This window comes from Nocardia sp. IBHARD005, assembly GCF_052814245.1.
In genome coordinates, this window is record NZ_CP199935.1 from 1,240,170 (window position 1) to 1,266,985 (window position 26,816).

Below are 26,816 nucleotides of genomic sequence, written 5' to 3' on the forward strand. Positions count from 1 at the left end.
GGGCGGTCGTGGTTGCAAGGGGTCCAGCCAATAGGATAGAGACTCGTGACTCCAGCTGACCTTGCAGATCTCCTTCGTACCACCGCGGCGAAGGTGCTTGTCGAACGCGGACTGGACTCGTCGGTCCTGCCCGAGCAGGTCACAGTGGAGCGTCCGCGCAACCCCGAACACGGCGACTATGCCACGAATGTGGCCATGCAGGTGGCCAAGCGGGTCGGAACCAACCCTCGCGAGCTGGCAGGCTGGCTGGCCGAGGCGCTGTCGGCGACCGAGGGTATCGATGTGGCCGAGATCGCCGGCCCCGGGTTCCTCAACATCCGCCTCGCCGCCTCGGCGCAGGGCGCGATCGTGAGCCAGATCCTGGCCGCGGGGGAGATCTACGGCACCGGGTTCGCGCTGGCGGGCACCAAGATCAACCTCGAATTCGTCTCCGCGAACCCGACCGGTCCGGTGCACCTCGGTGGCACCCGCTGGGCCGCCGTCGGTGACGCGCTGGGCCGCATCCTGGCCGCTCAGGGCGCCGACGTGACCCGGGAGTACTACTTCAACGACCACGGCGCGCAGATCGACCGCTTCGCGAAGTCGCTGGTCGCCTCCGCGCTGGGCGAACCGACCCCGGAAGACGGGTACGCGGGCGAGTACATCGCCGAGATCAGCGCGAGCATCGTCGCCGCGCAGCCCGACGTGCTCACCCTGCCCGCCGACGAGCGGCACGAGGTGTTCCGCAGCGAGGGCGTGCAGCAGATGTTCGCCCAGATCCGCGCGGACCTGCACGAGTTCGGCACCGATTTCGACGTGTACTTCAACGAGAGCGAACTGTTCGCCTCCGGTGCCGTCGAACAGGCCGTCGAGCAGCTCAAGAACTCGGGCAACCTGTACGAGAAGGACGGTGCGTGGTGGATCGCCAGCACCGAATACGGCGACGACAAGGACCGCGTGGTTCTCAAGAGCGACGGCAACGCCGCCTACATCGCCGGTGACATCGCCTACTTCCAGAACAAGCGTGGCCGCGGCTTCGACCTGGCCATCTACATGCTCGGCGCCGACCACCACGGCTACATCGGCCGGTTGAAGGCCGCCGCGGCCGCGTTCGGCGACAACCCCGACACCGTCGAGGTGCTGATCGGGCAGATGGTGAACCTGGTGCGCGACGGCGTCGCCGTGAAGATGAGCAAGCGCGCGGGCACCGTGGTAACCCTCAACGACCTGGTCGAGCAGATCGGTGTCGACGCCTCGCGCTACTCGCTGGTGCGTTCCTCGGTGAACTCGAGCATCGACATCGACCTCGACCTGTGGACCAAGGCGAGCAGCGAGAACCCGGTCTACTACGTCCAGTACGCGCACTCGCGGACGAACAGCATTATCGGCAACGCCGCGAAGTACGCCGAATTCGCTTCTGTGGAACCGGATTTCGCGCTGATGACGTCCGGTCGCGAAGGTGATCTGATCCGCACCCTCGGCGACTTCCCGCGCGTGGTCGCCACCGCCGCCGATACCCGCGAACCGCACCGCATCGCCCGCTACCTCGAAGAACTGGCCGGTGTCTACCACCCGTTCCAGTCCGACGACGACATGCGCGTGCTCCCCAAGGGTGACGACGCGGTCACCGGGCTCAACGCCGCCCGGCTCGAACTGGTCAAAGCGACCCGTCAGGTGCTGGCCAACGGCCTCGCTCTGCTCGGCGTGAGCGCACCGGAGCGCATGTGAACACCGGCATTCTTTTCAGAGAGGACGCACCGCAATGAGTGCACACCCGGCCGGTCCCCGGCACGCAGAGATCGCACACGCACCGAGTCTGGCCGAGCGCCCGACCGACCCGAGGGAGATGATCGACCTCCCCGCGAACGTCTGGCCGCGCAATGCCTCGCGCGCTGACGACGGTGTGGTCGCGCTGGCGGGCGTGCCCGTCACCGAGCTCGCCGAGCAGTTCGGCACACCGCTGTTCGTGATCGACGAGGACGACTTCCGCTCGCGCTGCCGCGACATGGTCGCCGCGTTCGGGCTCAACGCCCGCGTGCACTACGCGTCCAAGGCGTTCCTGTGCGGCGAGATCGCGCGCTGGATCCGCGACGAGGGCCTTTCCCTCGACGTGTGCTCCGGCGGCGAGCTGGCCGTCGCGCTGAACGCCGGTTTCCCGGCCGAGCGGATCGCGCTGCACGGCAACAACAAGTCGGTGCCCGAGCTCGAAGCGGCCGTCACGGCCGGTGTGGGGCACGTGGTCGTCGACTCGCTCTACGAGATCGAGCGGCTCGAAGCGGTCGCCGGTGCGGCGGGTGTGGTGCAGGACGTGCTGGTCCGCGTGACCGTCGGCGTCGAAGCCCACACCCACGAATACATCTCCACCGCCCACGAGGACCAGAAGTTCGGCTTCTCGATCGCCGGTGGCGACGCCATGGAGGCGCTTGCCCGCGTTTTCGAGGCCGACAACCTGCGCCTGGTCGGCCTGCACAGCCACATCGGCTCGCAGATCTTCGAACTCGACGGTTTCGAGATCGCCGCGCGCCGCATGCTCGGCCTGCTGCGCGAGGCCATCGACAAGTTCGGCATCGAACGTACCGCGCAGATCTCGACCCTGGATCTGGGTGGCGGTCTCGGCATTTCGTACCTGCCGAGCGACAACCCGCCGCCGCTGGGCGAATTCGCCACCAACCTGCGCGCCCTGGTGGCCGCCGAGGCCGCCCGTGCCGGGCTGCCGGAGCCGACCATCGCCGTGGAACCGGGTCGCGCCATCGCGGGCCCCGGTACCGTCACCCTCTACGAGGTCGGCACCATCAAGGATGTCGAACTCGACGGTGGCGCGCGCCGTCGCTACGTCAGCGTGGACGGCGGGATGAGCGACAATATCCGCCCCGCGCTGTACCAGGCCGACTACGATTGCCGTCTGGTCTCGCGCTCCTCGGACGCCAATGCGGTCGTCGCGCGCGTAGTCGGAAAGCATTGCGAGAGTGGCGATATCGTCATTCGTGACACTTGGATGCCCGCCGACGCGGCCCCCGGTGACCTGGTGGCCGTGGCGGCGACCGGTGCGTACTGCTACTCGATGTCGAGCCGCTACAACCTGCTCACCCGGCCCGCCGTGGTCGCGGTGCGTGACGGTGCGGCGCGACTGATTCTGCGCCGGGAAACGGTGGCGGACCTGCTCAGCCTGGAGGTGGAAGAATGAACGGCACCAAAGATGCGGGGCGTCCGCTCGGCGTAGCCGTGCTCGGGATGGGCACTGTCGGCACCGAGGTGGTTCGCGTGCTGTGCGAGCACGCCGATGACCTGCGTTCGCGCGTCGGTGCGCCGCTCGTGCTGCGCGGTGTCGCGGTGCGCGACCTCAGCAAGGACCGCGGTCTGCCCGCCGAGCTGCTCACCACCGACGCCGCCGCGCTCGTCGCCCGCGACGACGTGGACCTGGTCGTCGAGGTCATGGGTGGCATCGACCCCGCCCGCAAGCTGATCGGCGACGCGCTCAACGCGGGCAAATCCGTCGTCACCGCCAACAAGGCGCTGCTGGCCGACTACACCGGTGAACTCGCCGCCGCCGCCGAGCGCAGCCGCGCCGACCTGTACTTCGAGGCCGCCGTCGCCGGTGCGATCCCGGTGGTTCGCCCGCTGATCCAGTCGCTCTCGGGTGACCGGGTGAACAAGGTCGTCGGCATCGTCAACGGCACCACCAACTTCATCCTCTCCGCGATGGACGAGACCGGCGCCGCCTACGACGACGTGCTCGCCGAGGCCACCGCCCTCGGGTACGCCGAGGCCGACCCCACCGCCGATGTCGAGGGCTACGACGCCGCCGCCAAGGCCGCGATCCTGGCCTCGCTGGCGTTCCACACCCGTGTGACCGCGGCCGATGTCTATCGCGAAGGCATCTCCAAGATCACCGCCGAGGACCTGGAGACCGCGTCGGCCGTCGGCTGCACGGTGAAGCTGCTCGCCATCTGCGAGCGCGTCTCGGCCGGTCCGGGCGAGCCGACACTGGAAGAAGGCGGCAAGGATCGCGTCTCGGTGCGCGTGTACCCGGCGCTCATCCCGCGCAAGCACCCGCTGGCCTCGGTCAACGGTGCGTTCAACGCTGTCGTCGTCGAAGCCGACAACGCCGGTCGCCTGATGTTCTACGGCCAGGGTGCCGGTGGCGCCCCCACCGCGTCGGCCGTGCTCGGTGACCTGGTGATGGCCGCGCGTAACAAGTTCTACGGTGGTCGCGCACCCGGCGAATCGGTTTATGCTGAACTGCCGATCGCGCCGATCGGCGACACCCCCACCCGCTATCACGTGAACCTGCAGGTGGAGGACCGTCCCGGCGTACTCGCCGCGGTCGCCGACACCTTCGCCCAGCACGGGGTGAGCATCTCCACCGTGCGTCAGCAGGGCCACGGCGACGGCGCCCGGCTTGTGGTCGTCACCCACCATGCGGTGGAGTCGTCGCTGGCAGATACTGTCGCAGTACTGGCCGAGATGGAATCCGTCACAGCTGTGACCAGCGTTTTGAGATTGGAAGGCACCGAAGAATGACGCGGAATGTGCGCGGCGTCGCCGACATTCGCACCGCATCGTATACAGACAACACGTGTGCGCGTGGTTGCGCCGCGACGCAGGGAGCGATTGCATGAGCACGACTGGAATCGCACCGCAGTTGGGCGTGCACTCGCGCTGGCCCGGTCTGATCGCTGCCTACCGTGACCGCTTGGCCGGTGCGGCCGACTGGGAGCCGGTCACCCTGTTCGAGGGCGGTACCCCGCTGGTCCCCGCGCCGCACCTGTCCGCGCTCACCGGGTGCGAGGTGTATCTCAAGGTCGAGGGTGCCAACCCCACCGGGTCGTTCAAGGACCGCGGCATGACCATGGCGATGACCGACGCCAAGTACCGCGGCCAGAAGGCCGTGCTGTGCGCGTCGACCGGCAACACCTCGGCCTCGGCCGCGGCGTACGCCACCCGCGCGGGCATGGAGTGCGCGGTGCTGATCCCGCAGGGCAAGATCGCGATGGGCAAGCTGGCCCAGGCCGTGATGCTCGGCGCCAAGATCATCCAGGTCGAGGGCAACTTCGACGACTGCCTCGAACTGGCACGCAAGGTGACCGCGGAGTTCCCGCAGGTCGGCCTCGTGAACTCGGTGAACCCGGCGCGTATCGAAGGCCAGAAGACCGCCTCGTTCGAGATCTGCGATGTGCTCGGCAAGGCGCCCGATGTGCACGTGCTTCCGGTCGGTAACGCGGGCAACATCACCGCCTACTGGCGTGGCTACCGCGAGTACCACGCCGACGGCATCACCTCGGTGCTGCCGCGCATGCTCGGCGTGCAGGCCGCCGGTGCCGCGCCGCTGGTCAACGGTGCGCCGGTGAAGGACCCGGAGACCATCGCGACCGCGATCCGGATCGGCGCCCCGGCGTCGTGGAACGGTGCGATGGAGGCCAAGGAGCAGTCCGGTGGTGCGTTCCGCGCGGCCACCGACGAGGAGATCCTGGCCGCCTACCGCCTCGTCGCCGCGAAAGAGGGCGTCTTCGTCGAGCCCGCGTCGGCCGCGAGCGTGGCCGGTCTGCTGGCCGCGCGCAAGGAAGGCTGGCTGGATTCGGGGCTGACCGTCGTGTGCACCGTCACCGGCAACGGTCTCAAGGATCCCGACAACGCGCTGGCCGGCATGCCCGAGGTCAAGCCGATCGCCGTCGACCCGGTCGCCATCGCCCGTGCACTCGAGCTGGCCTGAGTTGGCCGCACCCGAGCCCACGCTGATGACAGCGACCCTGCCCGCCGGTCTCGAAGTGACCGTGCGTGTTCCCGCCTCCACGGCCAACCTCGGGCCCGGATTCGATTGCCTGGGAATGGCATTGGGCATCTACGACGAAATCGTGGTGCGCACTACCGAATCGGGACTCGACATCCGGGTGGAGGGTGAAGGCGCCGACGACGTGCCGTGGGGTCCAACACATCTGGTGGTCCGCGCGATCGAGCGTGGACTGGAATCGCTTGGTGTGTGGGCCGACGGTCTCGACGTGGTGTGCCGCAACGTGATTCCGCACTCGCGTGGGCTGGGTTCGAGCGCGTCGGCCGTGGTCGGCGGGCTGGCCGCGGGCGCCGGGCTGGCCGCGAAGTTCGACCCGGCACTGCGCATGGACGACGACCGGCTGGTGCAGCTCGCCTCGGAGTTCGAAGGCCACCCCGACAATGCCGCTGCCAGCGTGCTCGGCGCAATCGTGGTGTCGTGGACCGAAACCGATGCCGCGCAGCCGCGCGCCTACCGGGCCGTGCGGCTCACCCCGGCGCCCGCGCTGCGCCCGGTGGTGCTGATCCCCCAGGAACGCTCCTCCACGGCCCACACCCGCGGGCTGCTGCCCGAGCAGGTGCCCCACGGTGACGCGGTGTTCAACGTCAGCCGGGCGGCGCTGGCCGTCGTCGCGCTCACCGAACGCCCCGATCTGCTCATGTCGGCCACCGCCGACCGGTTGCACCAGACCCAGCGTGCCCCCGCGCTACCGCTGACAACCCAGTGGATCGAGCGGCTGCGCGCCGCGGGTATCGCGGCGACGGTCTCGGGCGCCGGCCCGACAATTCTCGCCTTGACCACCGAAGAATTCCCCGATGACCTGCGCAAACAGGCAGAATCGGACGGTCTGCGCGTGGTCGAACCCGGCATCGCGGACGGGGTATCGATCGACTGACGGCGTGCCTGCCTTGCCGTTGTTCGCAAAAGGCAGCTATTCTGAGCAAGTCCGTACATCGTGCGCATCAGACGCCGGTGCTTCATCAGGGCAATCGCTCCCCTCACCACTGTCTTCTGGTGGCGAAGGCCTCCGGTCCTCCCGCGGCGGGTAGTACGGCACAGGCGTCGAACATGGACGCATAATCCGAGCTCGGCATATGTTGCCGGGTCTACGGAACGGAACCCTCGAATCAGCACACGGCATTCGAGGGAAGGAAAGGACTTCCGTGACAGAAACGGACCTGCTCGCGACACCCGGGGTGGATTCCAACCCTACGAACTCGGGCAGCCGCGAAAGTGAATCCGGACAGATTTCGAAAATGAGCGAACAAACCGACGTCGCACGATCGGGGCTGACTGGAATGCTGTTGCCGCAGTTGCGCGCACTGGCGGGGGAGCTCGGTATCCGAGGTACCTCCGGAATGCGTAAGGGCGATCTCATCGCCGCTATCAAGGAAAATCAATCCGGAGCGCCTGCCAAGGGCGACAAGCCTGCCGCCGCCGTGACGGCCACCGCGCCTGTCGCGAACGACGCTCCCGCCAAGAACGACGCGCCTGCCAAGAACGAAGCGCCCGCGAAGGTGGACAAGTCCGCCAAGGCCGACAAGCAGGCCGCGCCCGCCGAGAAGCAGGCTCCCGCCGAGGTCAAGGCCAGCGAGCCCAAGACCGTCGAGGCTCCGGCCGAACAGGCCGCGACCGAGCAGGTCAAGACCGATGCCCCCGCCGACGCAGGCGAGGATTCCGGTCGCGATGGTGGCCAGCGTGGTCGTGGCAGGCAGCGTCGCGGGCGTGACCAGGCTCGTTCCGGTGGTGGCGACAATGCCCCCGCCGAGAACCGCGCCTCCGCGGAGAGCCGCGCCGAGGAGACCAAGCAGGCCGACAAGGCCGAGGGCGGCGACTCCGGCGATCGCCGGCGCGATCGTGGCGAGCGCAACGGCGCCGAGCGTGGCGAGCGCAACGGTAACGACCGTGGCGGCAACGACCGTGGCGAGCGCACCGGTGGCGACCGTAATCAGAACGAGCGCAACCAGAATCAGAGCCAGAACGGCAACAGCGGCGGTAATCGCGGTCCCCGCGACGACCGCGGTGGTGACGACGAGGAAGGCGGCCGCGGTCGCCGGGGTCGTCGATTCCGTGAGCGTCGTCGTGGTCGTGACCGCGATGGTGGTCCCGTCGGCGGTGGCCAGACCGAGCCCCGCGATTACGACATTCGCGAGGACGACGTCCTGCAGCCGGTCGCGGGCATTCTCGATGTCCTCGACAACTACGCGTTCGTGCGGACCTCCGGCTACCTCGCCGGCCCCAACGACGTGTACGTGTCGATGAACCTGGTTCGCAAGAACGGCCTGCGCCGCGGTGACGCGATCACCGGTGCGGTGCGCGCCCCGCGCGACGGCGAGCAGAACAACCAGCGACAGAAGTTCGATCCGCTGGTTCGCCTCGACACCGTGAACGGTGGCGAGCTGGAAGCGGCGCGTCGTCGGCCGGAGTTCCAGAAGCTCACCCCGCTGTACCCGAACGAGCGGCTGCGCCTGGAAACCGCGCAGAACAAGCTCACCACGCGCGTGATCGACCTGATCATGCCGATCGGTAAGGGCCAGCGTGCGCTGATCGTGTCCCCGCCCAAGGCGGGTAAGACCACGATCATGCAGGACATCGCCAACGCGATCGCGATCAACAACCCCGAGTGCTACCTCATGGTTGTGCTGGTCGACGAACGTCCCGAAGAGGTCACCGACATGCAGCGTTCGGTGAAGGGTGAGGTCATCGCCTCCACCTTCGACCGCCCGCCGGGTGACCACACCTCCGTCGCCGAGCTCGCCATCGAGCGTGCCAAGCGTCTGGTGGAAATGGGCAAAGACGTTGTGGTGCTGCTCGATTCGATCACCCGATTGGGTCGTGCGTACAACAACTCCTCGCCCGCATCGGGTCGTATCCTCTCCGGTGGTGTCGACTCGACCGCGCTGTACCCGCCGAAGCGTTTCCTCGGCGCGGCCCGCAACATCGAGAACGGTGGCTCGCTCACCATCATCGCCACGGCGATGGTGGAGACCGGTTCCACCGGCGACACGGTGATCTTCGAAGAGTTCAAGGGCACCGGCAACGCCGAGCTCAAGCTCGACCGCAAGATCGCCGAGCGGCGCGTGTTCCCCGCGGTGGACATCAACCCGTCGAGCACCAGGCACGACGAGCTGCTGCTCTCGCCCGACGAGATGGCGGTCGTGCACAAGCTGCGGCGCGTGCTGTCGGGTCTGGACTCGCACCAGGCGATCGATCTGCTGATGGATCGTCTGCGCAAGTCCAAGAACAACCTCGAGTTCTTGATGACGGTCTCCAAGACCGCACCGAGCGCTCTCGACGAGTGATCGTCTGACATTCAGCAGCAAGGGCCTCGCTTCGGCGGGGCCCTTGCTCGTTCTCGGCCGCCTTGATCTGGACTGAGTGGAGGGGAACAGGCCGAGAACCCGCGGCGCCAGCCGCGATGTAACAGGGAACAAAGCGGAGGTGGGGGGTGTTCTGAAGGGGTGCGGCCTGATCTGGCATACTGGACCGCTGTGTGTCTGCGAGGTCTCGCAGACTCCCGCCTAGTCGGTTCCGGTTCACGTACTCCACTCCATGGAGCTACGACCCGGCGACCATTATCGAGAGGACGCCCATGAAGGCAGGAATCCACCCCACGTATGTCGACACCACCGTTGTGTGTGGTTGCGGCAACACCTTCCAGACTCGCTCCACCAAGGAGTCCGGCCAGATCTCGGTCGAGGTCTGCTCGCAGTGCCACCCGTTCTACACGGGCAAGCAGAAGATCCTCGACACCGGCGGCCGCGTGGCTCGCTTCGAGGCTCGCTACGGCAAGCGCGCGGGTGCCAAGAAGGCCGAAGACGCCTCCTAGTTACCTCCCCCGACGCCCGGTACTGCTCACGCAGGCCGGGCGTCACCTTTTGGCGGCGCGGGCGCCGCGGTTCTCGGCCCCGAGGCCTCGATCTTCCCTCCCTCCGGGTACTCCTTCGTCGCACCCTCCGCTCAGTCCAGATCGAGGCGGCCGAGAAACGGCCTTCGGCCTGAAAGACCTCCCGGCCGTGCATTCCAAGAGATATTCCAGCCGTCCATTCCAGTAGGAGCTCAACGCATGGCCGATCAGACGGCCCCTTCCGCCATCGATGACGTGCTAGCCGAGTACTCGGGCCTCGAGGCTCAGCTCGCCGATCCGTCGTTGCACAACGACGCGGGTGCGGCGCGGCGGGTGGGGAAGCGGTTCGCCGAGCTGGCGCCGGTGATGAGCACCTATCGCAAGCTCGAGACCGTGCGCGACGACCTGGAGGCCGCCCGTGAGCTGGCCTCCGACGACGCCTCGTTCGCCGCGGAGGTGCCAGGGCTCGAGACGCAGCTCGTGGAACTCGAGCAGGCTCTTGCCGACTTGCTCGCCCCCCGCGACCCGCACGACGGCGACGATGTGGTGCTCGAGGTGAAGTCCGGCGAAGGTGGCGAGGAATCGGCGCTGTTCGCGGCGGATCTGGCGCGCATGTACATCCGCTACGCCGAGCGGCACGGGTGGAAGGTGGAGACGCTCGACGTCACCTATTCCGACCTGGGCGGATACAAGGACGCGACGCTGTCGATCAAGAGCAAGGACGCCGCGCGCGACGGGGTGTGGTCGCGATTCAAGTTCGAGGGCGGGGTGCACCGGGTGCAGCGCGTGCCGGTGACCGAATCGCAGGGCCGCATTCATACTTCCGCCGCGGGCGTGCTGATCTATCCCGAGCCCGACGAGGTCGAGCAGGTGCAGATCGACGAGACCGACCTGCGCATCGACGTCTACCGGTCCTCCGGCAAGGGCGGCCAGGGCGTCAACACCACCGACTCCGCGGTCCGTATCACCCACCTGCCGTCGGGCATCGTGGTGACCTGCCAGAACGAACGCTCCCAGCTGCAGAACAAGGCGCGCGCCATGCAGGTGCTCGCCGCCCGGCTGCAAGCTCTGGCCGAGGAGCAGGCCGACCAGGAAGCCGCGGCCGGGCGCGCCAGCCAGATCCGCACGGTCGACCGTTCCGAGCGGATCCGCACCTACAACTTCCCGGAGAACCGGATCGCCGATCACCGCATCGGTTTCAAGTCGCACAATCTCGACGCCGTCCTCGATGGTGATCTCGACCCCCTGCTCGACGCGCTCGGCAAGGCCGACCGCGAAGCGCGCATGGCGGCCGAGTAATCCGAGCGTGAGCGCGCCCGGAGGCAACAGCGTGTGTACCCACACAGCGCTTCCGAGCCTGCCGTCCGGACCCCGCACGAGCGGTCAGTGCCCGCCGGAAGTAGCTCGCGCGACCACACAGCACGCCCGAGCACACCGAGGAGGAGCGCTATGACCGAACGCCTTGGGCTGCGGCCGCTGATCGTCGAGGCCGCCGCGCGGTTGGCCGAGGCGGGCGTCGGTTCGCCCCTGCCCGACGCGGAGAGCCTGGCCGCCCATGTGCTCGGTACCGAGCGCATGCGGCTGGCCTTGATCCCCATGGTCGAGCCCGAGATCGCCGACCGGTATCGCGCGCTGATCGAGCAGCGGGCCGCGCGAATTCCCTTGCAGCACTTGACCGGAACGGCTGTCATGGGCGAGATCGACCTCGCTGTGGGCCCCGGGGTCTTCGTGCCGCGCCCGGAGACCGAACTGCTGTTCGCGTGGGCGCTTGCCTACCTCGAGACGCTCCCGCACAACCACGCACCGATCGTCGTCGACCTGTGCACCGGCTCGGGCGCACTGGCCTTGGCCATCGCCCACGCTCGCCCCGACGCAGTGGTCCACGCCGTCGAGCTCGACCCTGGCGCCCTCACCTGGGCCCGCCGCAACGCCGACACCCGCATCGCCGAGGGCGACACCCCGATCACCCTGTACGCCGACGACGTCACCGACCCGGCCCTGCTCACCCCGCTGACGGGTCGCGTCGACCTGGTGGTCTCCAACCCGCCCTACATCCCCGAAGCCGCGATCCTCGACCCCGAGGTAGCCGACCACGATCCCCACCGCGCCCTCTTCGGCGGCCCCGACGGCCTCGACGTCATCCGGGCCATGGTCCCCACCATCGCGCGGCTCCTCCGCCCCGGCGGCGCGACCGCGGTCGAACACGACGACACCAACGGCGGGGGAGTGGCAGCCCTGCTCTCGGCAGCCGACTTCACCGACATCGTCGAACACACCGACCTCGCCGACAAGCCCCGCTTCGTCGTCGCGCGCCGCTGATTCCTGACCGACGCCGAGACGTCAGTCGACCTCTGTCGTTCGTGACCGGCAAACGCCGGCCGCAGTCGAATCCCAAGGTCCAACAAGCGACCCTTCATCCAGCACACTCCGAGCATCTATCGAGATAGCTGATCTCGTACCAACATGGGTAACTCGCCGGGTACGGGCTGACCCGGCCCAGACCATCGTCTGGCCGCCAACGCAAATCGACTCGCACCCGGTCTGGCCAATAGGCGCGGAGAGGCGGGGGAGCCTCGACAGCTACACTCTTGCCGCACCTACGACCCGCTAAATACCCGGAGAGGCGGAACAGTGAGTACCGTCTATGACTGTGCCGAGAGCGACTCGCGTGCCGCTGGGATTACGGCGGCGACCAGCGCGTTGAAGTCCGGGCGATTGGTCGTGATGCCTACCGACACGCTCTACGGACTCGCTGCCGACGCGTTCGACTCCGCCGCGGTGAGCGATCTGCTGGCCGCCAAGCGGCGCGGGCGGGATATGCCGGTGCCGGTGCTCGTCGGGTCGTGGCACACGATCGATGGACTGGTGTTCTCGGTGCGGCCGCAGGCCAGGGAGCTGATTCGCGCGTTCTGGCCCGGTGCGCTGAGTCTTGTTGTGCAGGCAGCGCCTTCACTGGCGTGGGATCTCGGCGATACCCGTGGCACGGTGATGTTGCGGATGCCGTTGCATCCGGTGGCGCTCGAATTGTTGCGTGAGGTCGGCCCGCTGGCGGTTTCGAGCGCCAATGTGTCGGGGCGGCCGCCCGCGACCACCGCCGCGCAGGCGCGTGAGCAGTTGGGGTCGCTGGCGAGTGTGTATCTCGACGGCGGTCCGGCCGAGCACGCCCTCGCCTCGACGATCGTCGACCTCACCGCGGATCAGCCGCGGGTGTTGCGGGAGGGCGCTGTGCCGGTGGCCGATATCGCGGAGGTGCTCGGGATGGTGCCGGAAGCCCTGATCAGCTCCGCGCAGCGGTGATCGCACGCCGCTGATGAGCTCAGTCGTTCCCCTGCGCGAGCTACTGCTCGTGCTGCTCGTCTCGGCCACGGTGACCTTCCTGGCCACCGGCGGTGTCCGGGTACTCGCCATCGCGTTCGGCGCGGTGGCGGTGCCACGTGAGCGCGATGTGCACGTGAAGCCGGTGCCGCGGATGGGCGGTGTCGGCATGTATGTCGGCGTCGTCGCCGCGGTGTTGTTCGCGCACCAATTGCCTGCGCTGCGAAGAGGTTTCGACTACGCCCCGGACATTCCGGCGGTGCTGGTCGCCGCGACGATCATCGTGCTGGTCGGCATCGTCGACGACAGATGGGGATTGGACGCGCTCACCAAGTTCGTCGGCCAGATCACCGCGGCGGGCGTCATGGCGGTGATGGGCCTGAGCTGGTACGTGATCTATAACCCCTTCAACGACACCACCGTCGTGCTCGACGCGTTGCAGGGCGGGCTGGTCACCGTCGGCATCACCGTCACCCTCGTGAATGCGATGAACTTCGTCGACGGTTTGGACGGCCTGGCCGCCGGTCTCGGTTTGATCTGCGCGACCGCTGTTTTCGTGTTCTCCATCGGTTTGCTGTACGACCAGGGCGGCTCGGTCGACACCTATCCGCCCGCGTTGCTGGCCGCCGCGCTGGCGGGCGCCTGCCTCGGATTTCTGCCGCACAATTTCTCGCCCGCCCGAATATTTATGGGCGATACCGGCTCGATGATGATCGGTTTGATCTTGGCCGCGGTATCCACCGGCGCCTCCGGCCGAATTCCGCTGCAGGGGTACGGCCCGCGCGACATTGTGGGTTTGCTGTCGCCGCTGTTGCTGGTCGGCGCGGTGATGTTCATTCCGGTGCTCGACCTGTTGCTGGCGATCGTGCGCCGGGTGCGCGCAGGCGTGAGTTTCTCCACACCGGACAAAATGCATCTGCACCATCGATTGCTCCAGATCGGACATTCGCACCGGCGCGTGGTCTTGCTGATCTATTTATGGGTCGGCGTTCTCGCGTTCGGCGCGGTGGGAACTTCATTGATGGATAGACGTCTTGTTGTCTTGCTGGTGGCAGGCGGATTGGTGTTCGCGCTGGTAGTGACCGCGATCCCGTCCGTGCGCAGAACAGAGTCGACGCAGCACTGAGTTCGGCGTGCAAGGTAAAGTTCGGGCCGTGAGCTTTACACCCAAAACCGTGCCAGGCCCCGACGCCCCCCTGCGCGCCGCGCTGCGCTACGGCCTGATCGGCCTCGGCGTGCTCGTGGTCGTCTCCGTGGCGATCGCCGCGGCGGTGGCCGGGATGCCCGGTCTGTGGGGCGCGCTGCTGGGCGCCGCGATCGGTGGTGGGTTCATCCTCACCACGGTCGTCGCGGTGCTGCTCGGCGCCAAGCTGCCGCCCACCATGGCGGGCGCGGTCATGCTGGTCAGCTGGGTCGGCAAGATGCTGGTGGCGCTGCTGGTGATCGTGGTGCTCAACCAATTCGACTTCTACAGCAGGCCCGCGCTGTTCTTTACGGTGGTAGGAGCCCTGCTGATCGTTCTCGGTGCCGAGACGTACGGCGTTGTGAGCCAGAAGGTTCCGTACGTCACGACACGCGCGGGAGACGGCGAAACGGCTTCCGAGCAGGAATAATCCCACCCAGCTACGCACTGTCGTAGATAGCTTGGTAAAGTCTTGGTAAGCAAGCGCCCAAGCTAGAGGCTCGGCCCGACCAACTCGGGGCATTGCCTCGAGTTACCAGGGGGGATCATGACGATCCCGCCCGGTGCCGCTATGCTTACTGCCGATCCGGGTGAAATGTGCCCGGTTGAAGCATGTCGACGATGTCGCCGACGCCCGAACAGAAGCCGATACGGGTTACACCGTACGAGCGGCTGTCGAATTTCGAGCCGACCAGAGTCGACCCCATTGATCGTAAATGTCCGATCGAACCGCGGGAATGACCGTCGTACCCGCGGCCCGAACACGGGAGAGAACGCTGAGCGTCATCACTTTGGCGGCGGGCGAGTTCCACGCGCCATCGCTGTCCGACTTCTTCCCTCCAGCAGTGCTGTTCGAGGGTACGCCGTTCGAACTCGATCGTCTGATGCTGGTCCGCCTGTTGATGACCGCCGTTGTGGTGATCGTGTTCCTGCTGGCTTTCCGCTCGCCGAAGATCGTGCCGCGCGGCCTGCAGAACGTGATGGAAGCCGGTGTGGTTTTCGTCAAGGAGCAGATCGCCGACGAAGTACTCGGCAAGGAAAACGGTAAGAAGTTCCTCCCGCTCCTGGCGACGATCTTCTTCACGGTTCTCTTCCTGAACTTCTCCGGTGTGATTCCAGGATTGAACATCTCGTCCAATGCGCGCATCGGCATGCCGCTGGTCCTGGCCGCGATCGTTTACATCACCTACAACTTCGTCGGCATCCGGAAGTACGGGTTCTTCTCCTACATCCGGCACAGCATCGTCGTTCCCGACGTTCCGGTCGCGCTGCACGTGCTGCTGATCCCGATCGAGTTCATCTCGACCTTCATCCTGCGCCCGTTCACGCTGACCGTGCGACTCATGGCCAACATGCTGGCCGGCCACATCATGCTGGTGCTGTTCTTCAGCGCGACCTGGTACTTCCTGTTCGACGCCACCGCGTGGATGAAGGTCTTCTCGCCCTTCTCGCTGCTGGCAGGCATCGGATTCACGCTGTTCGAGCTGCTGGTCATCGCGCTGCAGGCCTACGTATTCGCACTGCTGGCCGCCGTGTACATCGGCGAGGCCCAGCACGCCGCCGACCACTGACCTGACTGAACCAACTACCGGAAACCTGCTACACGCGCCGACCGGCGGGTGAGCAACAGAAAGGGAAAGATTCATGAGCCTCGCTTACCTGGCCCAGGAAGCCGCGACCACCGAGAGCACCTTCAAGGGCTTCGGCGCCATCGGCTACGGTCTGGCCGCGATCGGCCCCGGCATCGGCGTGGGTATCGTCGTCGGTAAGGCCATCGAGGGCATCGCTCGTCAGCCCGAGCTGTCCGGCCAGATCCGTACCACCATGTTCCTCGGTATCGCGTTCACCGAGGCCCTGGCGCTGATCGGCCTCGTCGCCGGCTTCATCTTCTGATTCCGATGCGCGAAATCATCACGCTCGCCGCAGAGGGAGAGGATGTGAATCCCCTCCTCCCCGCAACGTACGACATCGTCTGGTCGATCGTCTGTGTCGCCATCATCGGCGTGCTCTTCTGGAAATACGTGATCCCGCGTGTGACCAAGACACTCGAAGACCGCACAGACAAGATCGAAGGCGGTATCGCCAGGGCCGAAGCAGCCCAGGCCGAAGCACAGCAGACGCTGGAGCAGTATCAGCAGCAGCTGGCCGACGCCCGGCTCGAGGCCGCGCGCATCCGTGAGGAAGCACGCACTCAGGGTCAGCAGATCCTCGCGCAGATGCGCACGGATGCCCAGTCCGAAAGCGACCGCATCGTCGCCGCCGGTCATTCCCAGCTGGAAGCCCAGCGCCAGCAGATCCTGACGGAGCTGCGTTCCGAGGTCGGCCGTACGGCCGTCGACCTGGCCGAGAAGATCATCGGTCAGTCTGTTTCGGACGAAGCCAAGCAGGCGGCGTCGATCGACAAGTTCCTCAGCGAACTCGACGACACCGACGCCATCGGGGTCGGAAGGTAGCGACGCGAAAGTGAGAAGCATGTACGCAGCGAGCCGCGAGGCCAGTACCCGGTCTCGCGAGGCGCTTCGGGTCGCTCTGACCGGAAGCGAAACTGTTGCGGCCACAACGGGGTCGGAACTGTTCGCCGTTGTCGCCGTGCTGGACGACCAGCGTTCGCTGCGTGTGGCGCTCGCGGACGCCTCGGTGCCGGGTTCGGCGCGCGCTGAACTCAGTGAGCGGGTCTTCGGCGGCAAGGTCAGCATTGCCACGCAGGCAGTGCTGACCACCGCGGTGGCGCAGAACTGGTCACGCACCCGCGATCTGGTCGACACCCTGGTGCTGCTCGGGCAGGAAGCTCTGCTGGAGTCGGCCGCCGTCGGTGGCCGGCAGGACGCGGTGGAGGACGAGCTGTTCCGGCTCGGACGCATCGTCGCCGACAACGCGCAGCTGGAGCAGGCACTCTCCGATCAGGGCAAGCCCGCCTCGGCGCGGCGCGAACTGATCGAGCGGCTGCTCACCGGCAAGGTCGAGCCGGTCACCCTGGCGCTGGCCGAGCAGGCGGTCACCCGCCTGCGGACCAACAACATCGGCGTCGCCCTCGACGCCCTGTCCGATCTGGCGGCGGCCCGTCGTGACCAGATCGTCGCCCACGCGCACTCGGCGGTCGAGCTGACCGATCAGCAGAAGGAGAAGCTCTCGGCTTCCCTGCAGCGGATCTACGGCAAGGCGGTCACCGTGCACGTGCAGGTCGACCCGACGCTGCTGAGCGGCGTCGTCGTCCGCGTCGGAGACGACGTGATCGACGGCAGCGCCACCGGCCGACTGGAGAAGCTGCGCCGGGCGCTGTCCTGAAAAGGGCAGTTCTTCGCAGTATTTTCCGACCCCCGACATTCGAGACCACAGCGAGAGCAGGAACAACATGGCGGAGCTGACGATCTCCTCCGACGAGATCCGTAGCGCGATCGAGAGCTACACCCAGAGCTACACCCCGGAAACCTCCATCGAAGAAGTCGGCCTCGTGACCGACACCGGCGACGGCATCGCGCACGTCAGCGGTCTGCCTTCGGCGATGGCCAACGAGCTGCTCGAGTTCCCCGGCGGGGTCCTCGGCGTGGCGCTGAACCTCGAGGACACCGAGATCGGTGCCGTCATCCTCGGCGAGTACTCCTCGCTGGAAGAGGGCCAGCAGGTCCGTCGCACCGGCGACGTGCTCTCCGTTCCCGTGGGTGACAAGTTCCTCGGTCGCGTCGTCAACCCGCTCGGCCAGCCGATCGACGGCCTGGGCGAGATCGAGACCGACGAGCGCCGCGTGCTGGAGCTGCAGGCCGCGTCCGTGCTGGAGCGTCAGCCGGTCGAAGAGCCCCTCGCCACCGGTATCACCGCGATCGACGCGCTGACCGCCATCGGCCGCGGCCAGCGTCAGCTGATCATCGGCGACCGCAAGACGGGCAAGACCGCCGTCGCGATCGACGCGATCCTGAACCAGAAGGCGAACTGGGAGACCGGCGACGCCGACAAGCAGGTTCGCTGCATCTACGTCGCGATCGGCCAGAAGGGCTCCACCATCGCGGGCGTCAAGACCGCGCTCGAGGAGCACGGCGCGATGGAGTACACCACCATCGTCGCGGCCCCGGCCTCCGATTCCGCCGGCTTCAAGTGGCTGGCTCCGTACACCGGTTCGGCCATCGGCCAGCACTGGATGTACCAGGGCAAGCACGTCCTCATCGTGTTCGACGACCTGACCAAGCAGGCCGAGGCGTACCGCGCCATCTCACTGCTGCTGCGTCGTCCGCCGGGCCGCGAGGCGTACCCCGGTGACGTCTTCTACCTGCACTCCCGTCTGCTGGAGCGTTGCGCGAAGCTGTCCGACGCCATGGGCGGCGGCTCGATGACCGGTCTGCCGATCATCGAGACCAAGGCCAACGACGTCTCGGCGTTCATCCCGACCAACGTCATCTCCATCACCGACGGCCAGGTCTTCCTCGAGTCCGACCTGTTCAACAAGGGTGTCCGCCCGGCGATCAACGTCGGTACCTCGGTCTCCCGTGTCGGTGGCGCCGCGCAGACCAAGGCCATGAAGAAGGTCGCCGGTTCGCTGCGTCTGGAAATGGCGCAGTACCGCGAGCTGGAGGCGTTCTCCGCCTTCGCCTCCGACCTCGATGCCGCGTCGCTGGCGCAGCTCGAGCGTGGTGCCCGCTGGGTCGAGCTGCTCAAGCAGGACCAGTACTCCCCGGTCTCGGTCGAGGATCAGGTCGTCTCGATCTTCCTGGTCGACGCCGGCTACTACGAGTCGGTGCCCGTCGCCGACGTGCGTCGCTTCACCGCCGAGCTGCTCGAGTACCTGCACGGTGCGACCCAGAGCTCGTTCGACGCGCTCGAGGGTGGCAAGAAGCCGCTCGCGGGCGAGGCCGCCGACGCGATCAAGTCGGAGACCGACAAGTTCAAGCAGGGCTTCCTGGCTTCCGACGGCAGCCGCATCGTGAACGAGGCCGGCGCGGGCGATCTGGACCACGAAGAGGTCGAGTCGCTGTCGGTCACTCGCAAGCACGTCGACAAGTAAGCCGGGTCATGATGTCGGCAATTTCCGATCTGGCGAATGAAGGGAGTGTGAACCGCTAGTGGCAAGTTTGCGTGAATTGCGCTCCCGCATTCGTGGTGTGAATTCGATCAAGAAGATCACCAAGGCTCAGGAACTGATCGCGACCTCGCGAATTTCCAAGGCCCAGGCCAGGGTTGCGGCTGCCAAGCCGTACGCCGAGGAGATCACCAAGGTCCTCGGTGAACTGGCGAGCGCTTCGAAGAACCTGTCGCACCCGCTGCTGACCGAGCGTCCCAACGCTCGTCGGGCCGCTGTCCTGGTGATCACCAGTGACAGCGGTATGTGCGGTGGCTACAACTCGAACGTGCTCAAGCGTGCCGAGGAGCTCATGACCTCGCTGCGTGGCGACGGCAAGGAACCCGTTCTGTACGTGATGGGCAGTAAGGGCATCACGTACTACAAGTTCCGCAACCGTCCGTTCCAGGCATCGTGGGCAGGCTTCTCCCAGCAGCCCAAGTACACCGATGCGTCGTCCGCGTGCAAGCACCTGGTCGAGGCCTTCATGGCCGGCTCCGACGGCGAGGTCGCCTCGCTCGACGACACCGGAACCATCGAGGGTGTCGACGAGCTGCACATCGTGTACACCAAGTTCGTGTCGATGCTGACCCAGAACCCGGAGGTGCGCCGTCTGGCGCCGATCCAGGTCAGCTACGTCGACGAGAACTACGAGCTCGGCGACGACATGATGTCGGACTCGCCGAACGTGGTTGTCACGGCACAGTACGAGTTCGAGCCGGACGCCGATGTACTGCTCGGGGCTTTGCTGCCCAAGTACATCAACACGCGTATCTACGCATCGTTGCTCGAGGCAGCGGCATCCGAGTCCGCGGCTCGGCGCACCGCAATGAAGGCGGCGACCGATAACGCCAACGAGCTGGCCAATGTGCTCCAGCGCGAGGCGAACTCGGTGCGTCAGGCCCAGATCACGCAGGAAATCAGCGAAATCGTCGGCGGCGTCAACGCGCTGGCGTCGAGCTCGGACAGCGACTAAGTAGCGCAGGAAGAGAACCAATCTAATGACCGCAGCTGTCACTCAGGACAACGCGAAGAAGGCGGGCGAAACCGCTGGACGCGTCGTCCGTGTCATCGGCCCCGTCGTGGACGTCGAGTTCCCGCGTGGCGCCATCCCCGAGCTGTTCAACGCTCTGCACTGCGCCATCGAACTCCCTTCGGTGGCCAAGACCCTCACCCTCGAGGTCGCTCAGCACCTCGGCGACAACATCGTGCGCACCATCTCGATGCAGCCGACCGACGGCCTGGTCCGTGGCGCGACCGTCACCGACACCGGCAAGCCGATCTCGGTGCCCGTCGGCGACGTCGTCAAGGGTCACGTGTTCAACGCCCTCGGTGACTGCCTCGACACTCCCGGCCTCGGCCGCGACGGCGAGCAGTGGGGCATCCACCGTCAGCCGCCGAGCTTCGACCAGCTCGAGGGCAAGACCGAGATCCTCGAGACCGGCGTCAAGGTCATCGACCTGCTGACCCCGTACGTCAAGGGCGGCAAGATCGGTCTGTTCGGTGGTGCCGGTGTCGGCAAGACCGTGCTGATCCAGGAGATGATCACCCGTATCGCTCGCGAGTTCTCGGGCACCTCGGTGTTCGCGGGCGTCGGTGAGCGTACTCGTGAGGGCACCGACCTCCACCTGGAAATGGAAGAGATGGGCGTCCTGCAGGACACCGCCCTCGTCTTCGGCCAGATGGACGAGCCGCCGGGCACGCGTATGCGCGTCGCCCTGTCTGCGCTGACGATGGCGGAGTACTTCCGCGACGTCAAGCACCAGGACGTGCTGCTGTTCATCGACAACATCTTCCGTTTCACCCAGGCCGGTTCCGAGGTCTCGACCCTGCTGGGTCGCATGCCTTCGGCCGTGGGTTACCAGCCGACGCTGGCGGACGAGATGGGTCAGCTCCAGGAGCGCATCACCTCGACCAAGGGTCGCTCGATCACCTCGCTGCAGGCGATCTACGTCCCCGCCGACGACTACACCGACCCGGCGCCGGCGACCACCTTCGCCCACCTGGATGCGACGACCGAGCTTTCGCGCCCGATCTCGCAGAAGGGCATCTACCCGGCCGTCGACCCGCTGACCTCGACCTCTCGTATCCTCGAGGCTTCGATCGTCGGCGAGCGCCACTTCCGGGTCGCCAACGAGGTCAAGCGGATCCTGCAGAAGTACAAGGAACTGCAGGACATCATCGCCATCCTCGGCATGGACGAGCTCTCCGAAGAGGACAAGGTCCTCGTCGGTCGCGCCCGTCGCCTGGAGAAGTTCCTCGGTCAGAACTTCATCGTCGCCGAGAAGTTCACCGGCCAGGTCGGCTCGGTCGTTCCGCTGGAACAGACCATCGACGACTTCGACCGTGTCTGCAAGGGCGAGTTCGACCACTACCCGGAGCAGGCGTTCAACTCCTGCGGTGGTCTCGACGACGTCGAGGCAGCCGCGAAGAAGATCCTCGGGAAGTAGTCCACTATGGCGGAGATGACAGTTGATCTCGTAGCTGTCGAACGCAAGCTCTGGTCCGGCCAGGCTTCGTTCGTCAGTGCGCAGACCACCGAAGGTCAGATCGGCATCATGGCAGGCCACGAGCCGCTGCTCGGTCAGCTCGTCGAGGGCGGCACGGTTTCCATCGTGTCGACCGACGGCGAGCGGATCGTCGCCGCGGTGCACGGCGGCTTCTTCTCGGTCACCGCCGACACCGTGCGGGTGCTGGCCGAGTCCGCGGAACTCGCGGGCGAGGTCGACGTCGACGCGGCACGCAAGGTGCTGGCCGACGCGAGCGCCACCGAAGTGGAGCTGCGCGCGGCCCAGGGCCAGGTGCGTGCGGTCGAAGCGACCGTGACCGACTGATCGCAGTAGAACAACGCTCTGCCGGCGAGGAACTTCGGTTCCTCGCCGGCAGAGTTGTTTGTGCTGTCTGTGCACATTCAACGATCCGGCCGAAGCGCTGGCCAGCGGGCGTGATTGAATGGAGGAGCGGGGGTTTTGTGCCACCGGCAAGAGCGAAAGGGCGTACGGCATTGCAAACCGGGATGGTTCTCCTGATCATTCTGGTGCTGACGCTCGTGTTCGTAGCAGGTGCCTCGACCTATCGCCTGGTGATGTTGCGCCGCGGGGGCACGGCCGCGCTACTACGCACACTGCCCGCGCGCGGCGGCCAAGGCTGGCGGCACGGGCTCATTCGCTACGACGAGGATCGCCTCGTCTTCTTCAAACTGACCAGCCTGAAATTCGGTCCCGACTCCACGGTGCATCGGCAGGGCCTCGAGATCGTCGAGCGCCGAGCGCCACAGGGCGACGAATTCGACATCATGAGCGATGACATCGTGGTGGTAGCCGTCACCGATCCGCACAGCAGTTTCGAGCTAGCCCTCGACCGCGGTTCGATGGCGGCTTTTCTGTCCTGGGTGGAGTCGCGACCGTCCGATCGCGCCCGCCGTACTCGTGGAGGCCCCGCATGAGCGGTCAGCGCCCGGAGGCGGCAGCTTGCGTCACCACGCAGGGCGCCCGATCATGCCGATTGGACACAGTGTGAGTGTGCACCTGACCCGGATCTACACCCGCACGGGTGACGACGGTACGACCGGTCTCAGCGACTTCTCCCGCGTCGCCAAGAACGATCCACGGCTGATCGCCTACGCCGACTGCGACGAAGCCAATGCCGCCCTCGGTGTCGCCGTCGCCCTCGGTGCGCCCGAACCCGCGGTGCTCACGGTGCTGCTCCAGATCCAGAACGATCTGTTCGACGCGGGCGCCGATCTGTCCACCCCGGTTGTCGCCGAACCGAAGTACCCGCCGCTGCGCATCACCCAGCCCTATATCGACCGGCTCGAGAAGTGGTGCGACGAGTTCAACGACGGTCTGGCACCGCTGAATTCGTTCATCCTGCCCGGCGGCACGCCGTTGGCTGCGTTGTTGCACACAGCTCGCACGGTGGTGCGCCGCGCCGAGCGATCCGCGTGGGCGGCCGTCGATTCCCACCCCGACGACACCAGTGTGCTGCCCGCGAAATACCTGAACCGGCTCTCGGACCTGCTGTTCATCCTCAGCCGGGCCACCAACCCCGCCGGCGACGTGTTGTGGCAGCCCGGTGGCGGACTGCCACGCTGAAAGCGACTCTCCGAGGCGAAGAATCGGTCGGTTTCTTGTTCTTTCGTGGCAGGGGGGCGTGTCGTCGCGAGACGGTCGATAAGCTGGCGTGGTGAGCGAACGGTTTCTGGTCTCCGGCGGCAATCGACTCGTCGGCGAGGTCGCGGTCGGCGGCGCGAAGAACAGCGTGCTGAAGCTGATGGCTGCCTCGTTGCTGGCCGAGGGCACGACCACCATCACCAACTGCCCGGACATCCTCGATGTCCCCCTGATGGCGGAGGTGCTGCGCGGCCTCGGCTGCGATGTGACGATCTCCGACGATGTCGGCGGTGACAACTCGGTGGTGACCATCGATACCCCCGCCGAACCCAAGTACCACGCGGATTTCCCCGCGGTGACCCAGTTCCGCGCGTCGGTGTGTGTGCTCGGTCCGCTGATGGCGCGCTGCAAACGTGCTGTGGTGGCGCTACCCGGTGGTGACGCGATCGGATCGCGTCCTCTCGATATGCACCAGGCAGGCCTGCGCCTGCTCGGCGCGACCAGCGAGATCGAGCACGGGTGCGTCGTCGCCCGCGCCGACGAGCTGCAGGGCGCGCGGATCCGCCTCGACTTCCCGTCGGTCGGCGCGACCGAGAACATCCTGATGGCCGCGGTCTTGGCCGAAGGGGAAACGGTCATCGACAACGCGGCGCGCGAGCCCGACATCGTCGACCTGTGCACCATGCTCGTCCAGATGGGTGCGCGGATCGAGGGTGCCGGTTCCTCGGTGCTCACCGTGCAGGGGGTCAAGCGCCTCTCGCCCACCACGCACCGGGTGATCGGCGACCGTATCGTCGCCGCCACCTGGGGCATCGCCGCCGCGATGACCACCGGCGATGTCCGGGTCACCGGCGTCAACCCCAAGCACCTGGCCCTGGTGCTGGACAAGCTGCGCTCGGCCGGCGCGCGAATCTCCTACGAGCCCAACGGCTTCCGGGTCGTGCAGGCCGAGCGTCCGCGCGCGGTGAACTTCGCGACGCTGCCGTTCCCCGGCTTCCCGACCGATCTGCAGCCGATGGCCATCGGCCTGGCCGCCATCGCCGACGGCACCTCGATGATCACCGAGAACGTCTTCGAGGCGCGGTTCCGTTTCGTGGAGGAGATGATCCGGCTCGGCTCCGACGCCCGCACCGACGGTCACCATGCGGTGGTCCGTGGGATCCCGCGGTTGTCGAGTGCACCGGTCTGGTCCTCCGACATCCGCGCGGGTGCGGGCCTGGTACTGGCCGGCCTCGTCGCCGACGGTGTCACCGAAGTGCACGACGTCTATCACATCGACCGCGGCTACCCGAGGTTCGTGGAGCAGATGCAGGCGCTCGGGGGACAGGTCGAACGAGTCGATGCGCCAAAATTGGGCCTCTGACCAGCCGATTTGACTTCGTGTTTGTCGGCACGTAACTTTATTCGAGTCAGAGCGACACGGACACCGACTCAGCCACTGGCTGGGACACGAGGTAGGACGTTGAGCGCCTGACTGATCATGTGTTCGGAGGAACTCGGATCGGATTTGCTTCCGGCCGGTTGTCTGAGCTAAGTTTGAACCCTTGCCTCACCGAAACCCCTACTAGATGTTGTGGGCGGAAGTGTGTGCGTGTGTTCTTTGAGAACTCAATAGTGTGTCGATGAATGTCAGTGCCAATATTTTATATTGGTTCCAATCTTTCATGTACCCCCCGGTCGTGGGAGGTTGGACATTGAAAAACAACAGCGAAATTTTTTGCTGGTGTTTGGCTTTGCTAGGTTTTCGGACTCTAGTTTAGATATTTCTGATTTGCTCCTTCGGGAGTGAGTTAAGAGTCTTCAACGGAGAGTTTGATTCTGGCTCAGGACGAACGCTAGCGGCGTGCTTAACACATGCAAGTCGAGCGGTAAGGCCCTTCGGGGTACACGAGCGGCGAACGGGTGAGTAACACGTGGGTGATCTGCCTTGCACTTCGGGATAAGCCTGGGAAACTGGGTCTAATACCGGATATGACCTTGGAATGCATGTTCCGGGGTGGAAAGATTTATCGGTGCGAGATGGGCCCGCGGCCTATCAGCTTGTTGGTGAGGTAACGGCTCACCAAGGCGACGACGGGTAGCCGACCTGAGAGGGTGACCGGCCACACTGGGACTGAGACACGGCCCAGACTCCTACGGGAGGCAGCAGTGGGGAATATTGCACAATGGGCGAAAGCCTGATGCAGCGACGCCGCGTGCGGGATGACGGCCTTCGGGTTGTAAACCGCTTTTGACAGGGACGAAGCGCAAGTGACTGTACCTGTAGAATAAGGACCGGCCAACTACGTGCCAGCAGCCGCGGTAATACGTAGGGTCCGAGCGTTGTCCGGAATTACTGGGCGTAAAGAGCTTGTAGGCGGTTCGTCGCGTCGTTTGTGAAAACTTGGGGCTCAACCTTAAGCTTGCAGGCGATACGGGCGGACTAGAGTGCTTCAGGGGAGACTGGAATTCCTGGTGTAGCGGTGAAATGCGCAGATATCAGGAGGAACACCGGTGGCGAAGGCGGGTCTCTGGGAAGTAACTGACGCTGAGAAGCGAAAGCATGGGTAGCAAACAGGATTAGATACCCTGGTAGTCCATGCCGTAAACGGTGGGTACTAGGTGTGGGGCTCCTTCCACGGACTCCGTGCCGTAGCTAACGCATTAAGTACCCCGCCTGGGGAGTACGGCCGCAAGGCTAAAACTCAAAGAAATTGACGGGGGCCCGCACAAGCGGCGGAGCATGTGGATTAATTCGATGCAACGCGAAGAACCTTACCTGGGTTTGACATACACCGGAAACCTGCAGAGATGTAGGCCCCCTTGTGGTCGGTGTACAGGTGGTGCATGGCTGTCGTCAGCTCGTGTCGTGAGATGTTGGGTTAAGTCCCGCAACGAGCGCAACCCTTATCTTATGTTGCCAGCGCGTAATGGCGGGGACTCGTGAGAGACTGCCGGGGTCAACTCGGAGGAAGGTGGGGACGACGTCAAGTCATCATGCCCCTTATGTCCAGGGCTTCACACATGCTACAATGGCCGGTACAGAGGGCTGCGATACCGCGAGGTGGAGCGAATCCCTTAAAGCCGGTCTCAGTTCGGATCGGGGTCTGCAACTCGACCCCGTGAAGTTGGAGTCGCTAGTAATCGCAGATCAGCAACGCTGCGGTGAATACGTTCCCGGGCCTTGTACACACCGCCCGTCACGTCATGAAAGTCGGTAACACCCGAAGCCGGTGGCCTAACCCTTGTGGAGGGAGCCGTCGAAGGTGGGATCGGCGATTGGGACGAAGTCGTAACAAGGTAGCCGTACCGGAAGGTGCGGCTGGATCACCTCCTTTCTAAGGAGCAATTCTCCAGCGCATTCCCAACACAGGTTGGTGAGTGGTTGGCAGAGACAGTTTCGGACCCATTCGTGGTCCGGCTGGAGCTCATGGGTGGAACACTGACAGCTTTCATCGCATACGGCACCGGCTCAGTCCGGGGTCGCGATGGGTATACCGACACACTATTGGGTCCTGAAAGAACACGCGAATGTGTTTTTTCATGGCAAAACAAACGATCTGGAGAGATCTTCCTAGATACCGCCG

Annotated in this window: 23 protein-coding genes and 1 rRNA gene; all 24 read left to right on the forward strand. The window is 65.8% G+C overall.

Features of this window, described 5'->3' with window-relative positions:
* The first annotated feature begins 45 nt into the window (after positions 1-45).
* The 24 genes from argS (at position 46) to ACTWPB_RS05710 (ending at position 26,567) form a co-directional block, all read left to right on the forward strand.
* Entirely contained in the window at positions 46-1,707 is a 1,662-nt protein-coding gene (gene argS, locus ACTWPB_RS05595) for an arginine--tRNA ligase (RefSeq protein ID WP_446224631.1), read from the forward strand.
* Positions 1,708-1,741: 34 nt separating this feature from the next.
* Positions 1,742-3,163 (forward strand): diaminopimelate decarboxylase, encoded by a 1,422-nt coding sequence (lysA, locus tag ACTWPB_RS05600; RefSeq protein WP_446224632.1) that lies wholly within the window; start codon positions 1,742-1,744, stop codon positions 3,161-3,163.
* Complete coding sequence (locus ACTWPB_RS05605; protein ID WP_446224633.1) at positions 3,160-4,500, forward strand: homoserine dehydrogenase; 1,341 nt, start codon at positions 3,160-3,162, stop codon at positions 4,498-4,500. The genes lysA and ACTWPB_RS05605 overlap by 4 nt, the downstream gene beginning before the upstream one ends.
* 94 nt (positions 4,501-4,594) lie before the next feature.
* Positions 4,595-5,689 (forward strand): threonine synthase, encoded by a 1,095-nt coding sequence (gene thrC, locus ACTWPB_RS05610; RefSeq protein ID WP_446224634.1) that lies wholly within the window; start codon positions 4,595-4,597, stop codon positions 5,687-5,689.
* Positions 5,690-5,714: 25 nt separating this feature from the next.
* Positions 5,715-6,641 (forward strand): homoserine kinase, encoded by a 927-nt coding sequence (gene thrB, locus ACTWPB_RS05615; protein WP_446224635.1) that lies wholly within the window; start codon positions 5,715-5,717, stop codon positions 6,639-6,641.
* Positions 6,642-7,002: 361 nt separating this feature from the next.
* On the forward strand, positions 7,003-9,048 hold the full coding sequence (gene rho, locus ACTWPB_RS05620) for a transcription termination factor Rho (protein ID WP_446224636.1): 2,046 nt from the start codon (positions 7,003-7,005) through the stop codon (positions 9,046-9,048).
* A 290-nt stretch (positions 9,049-9,338) separates the two neighbouring features.
* The gene (gene rpmE / locus ACTWPB_RS05625; RefSeq protein WP_301905193.1) at positions 9,339-9,575 is read left to right on the forward strand and encodes a 50S ribosomal protein L31; all 237 of its coding nucleotides are present in this window, start codon (positions 9,339-9,341) and stop codon (positions 9,573-9,575) included.
* 237 nt (positions 9,576-9,812) lie between these two features.
* Positions 9,813-10,892 (forward strand): peptide chain release factor 1, encoded by a 1,080-nt coding sequence (prfA, locus tag ACTWPB_RS05630; RefSeq protein WP_446224637.1) that lies wholly within the window; start codon positions 9,813-9,815, stop codon positions 10,890-10,892.
* A gap of 150 nt (positions 10,893-11,042) precedes the next feature.
* Entirely contained in the window at positions 11,043-11,912 is an 870-nt protein-coding gene (gene prmC, locus ACTWPB_RS05635; RefSeq protein ID WP_446224638.1) for a peptide chain release factor N(5)-glutamine methyltransferase, read from the forward strand.
* Between the two features lie 312 nt (positions 11,913-12,224).
* On the forward strand, positions 12,225-12,890 hold the full coding sequence (locus ACTWPB_RS05640; protein ID WP_446224639.1) for an L-threonylcarbamoyladenylate synthase: 666 nt from the start codon (positions 12,225-12,227) through the stop codon (positions 12,888-12,890).
* Positions 12,891-12,903: 13 nt separating this feature from the next.
* Positions 12,904-14,034 carry an MraY family glycosyltransferase gene (locus ACTWPB_RS05645; RefSeq protein ID WP_446224640.1) on the forward strand — a complete coding sequence of 377 codons (1,131 nt, stop codon included), beginning with the start codon at positions 12,904-12,906 and terminating at the stop codon, positions 14,032-14,034.
* A gap of 28 nt (positions 14,035-14,062) precedes the next feature.
* Positions 14,063-14,521: a hypothetical protein gene (locus ACTWPB_RS05650; protein WP_446224641.1), complete on the forward strand. Its 459-nt coding sequence runs from the start codon at positions 14,063-14,065 to the stop codon at positions 14,519-14,521.
* 286 nt (positions 14,522-14,807) lie between these two features.
* Entirely contained in the window at positions 14,808-15,662 is an 855-nt protein-coding gene (gene atpB / locus ACTWPB_RS05655; RefSeq protein WP_446224642.1) for a F0F1 ATP synthase subunit A, read from the forward strand.
* A 73-nt stretch (positions 15,663-15,735) separates the two neighbouring features.
* Complete coding sequence (locus ACTWPB_RS05660) at positions 15,736-15,984, forward strand: ATP synthase F0 subunit C (RefSeq protein WP_056817903.1); 249 nt, start codon at positions 15,736-15,738, stop codon at positions 15,982-15,984.
* Between the two features lie 5 nt (positions 15,985-15,989).
* Positions 15,990-16,544, forward strand: coding sequence for a F0F1 ATP synthase subunit B (locus ACTWPB_RS05665; protein WP_446224643.1), 555 nt, complete (start codon positions 15,990-15,992; stop codon positions 16,542-16,544).
* A gap of 19 nt (positions 16,545-16,563) precedes the next feature.
* On the forward strand, positions 16,564-17,376 hold the full coding sequence (locus tag ACTWPB_RS05670) for a F0F1 ATP synthase subunit delta (RefSeq protein ID WP_446224644.1): 813 nt from the start codon (positions 16,564-16,566) through the stop codon (positions 17,374-17,376).
* Positions 17,377-17,443: 67 nt separating this feature from the next.
* Positions 17,444-19,084 (forward strand): F0F1 ATP synthase subunit alpha, encoded by a 1,641-nt coding sequence (gene atpA / locus ACTWPB_RS05675; RefSeq protein ID WP_446224645.1) that lies wholly within the window; start codon positions 17,444-17,446, stop codon positions 19,082-19,084.
* A gap of 58 nt (positions 19,085-19,142) precedes the next feature.
* On the forward strand, positions 19,143-20,114 hold the full coding sequence (locus ACTWPB_RS05680; RefSeq protein ID WP_446224646.1) for a F0F1 ATP synthase subunit gamma: 972 nt from the start codon (positions 19,143-19,145) through the stop codon (positions 20,112-20,114).
* Between the two features lie 25 nt (positions 20,115-20,139).
* Complete coding sequence (gene atpD / locus ACTWPB_RS05685; protein WP_446224647.1) at positions 20,140-21,588, forward strand: F0F1 ATP synthase subunit beta; 1,449 nt, start codon at positions 20,140-20,142, stop codon at positions 21,586-21,588.
* Positions 21,589-21,594: 6 nt separating this feature from the next.
* Positions 21,595-21,972: a F0F1 ATP synthase subunit epsilon gene (locus tag ACTWPB_RS05690; protein WP_358179681.1), complete on the forward strand. Its 378-nt coding sequence runs from the start codon at positions 21,595-21,597 to the stop codon at positions 21,970-21,972.
* A 182-nt stretch (positions 21,973-22,154) separates the two neighbouring features.
* Positions 22,155-22,583 (forward strand): DUF2550 domain-containing protein, encoded by a 429-nt coding sequence (locus ACTWPB_RS05695; RefSeq protein WP_446224648.1) that lies wholly within the window; start codon positions 22,155-22,157, stop codon positions 22,581-22,583.
* Positions 22,584-22,653: 70 nt separating this feature from the next.
* Positions 22,654-23,232 (forward strand): cob(I)yrinic acid a,c-diamide adenosyltransferase, encoded by a 579-nt coding sequence (locus tag ACTWPB_RS05700; protein WP_446224649.1) that lies wholly within the window; start codon positions 22,654-22,656, stop codon positions 23,230-23,232.
* 91 nt (positions 23,233-23,323) lie between these two features.
* Positions 23,324-24,613 (forward strand): UDP-N-acetylglucosamine 1-carboxyvinyltransferase, encoded by a 1,290-nt coding sequence (murA, locus tag ACTWPB_RS05705; protein ID WP_446224650.1) that lies wholly within the window; start codon positions 23,324-23,326, stop codon positions 24,611-24,613.
* A 437-nt stretch (positions 24,614-25,050) separates the two neighbouring features.
* Positions 25,051-26,567, forward strand: a 16S ribosomal RNA gene (locus ACTWPB_RS05710).
* Positions 26,568-26,816: the final 249 nt, after the last annotated feature.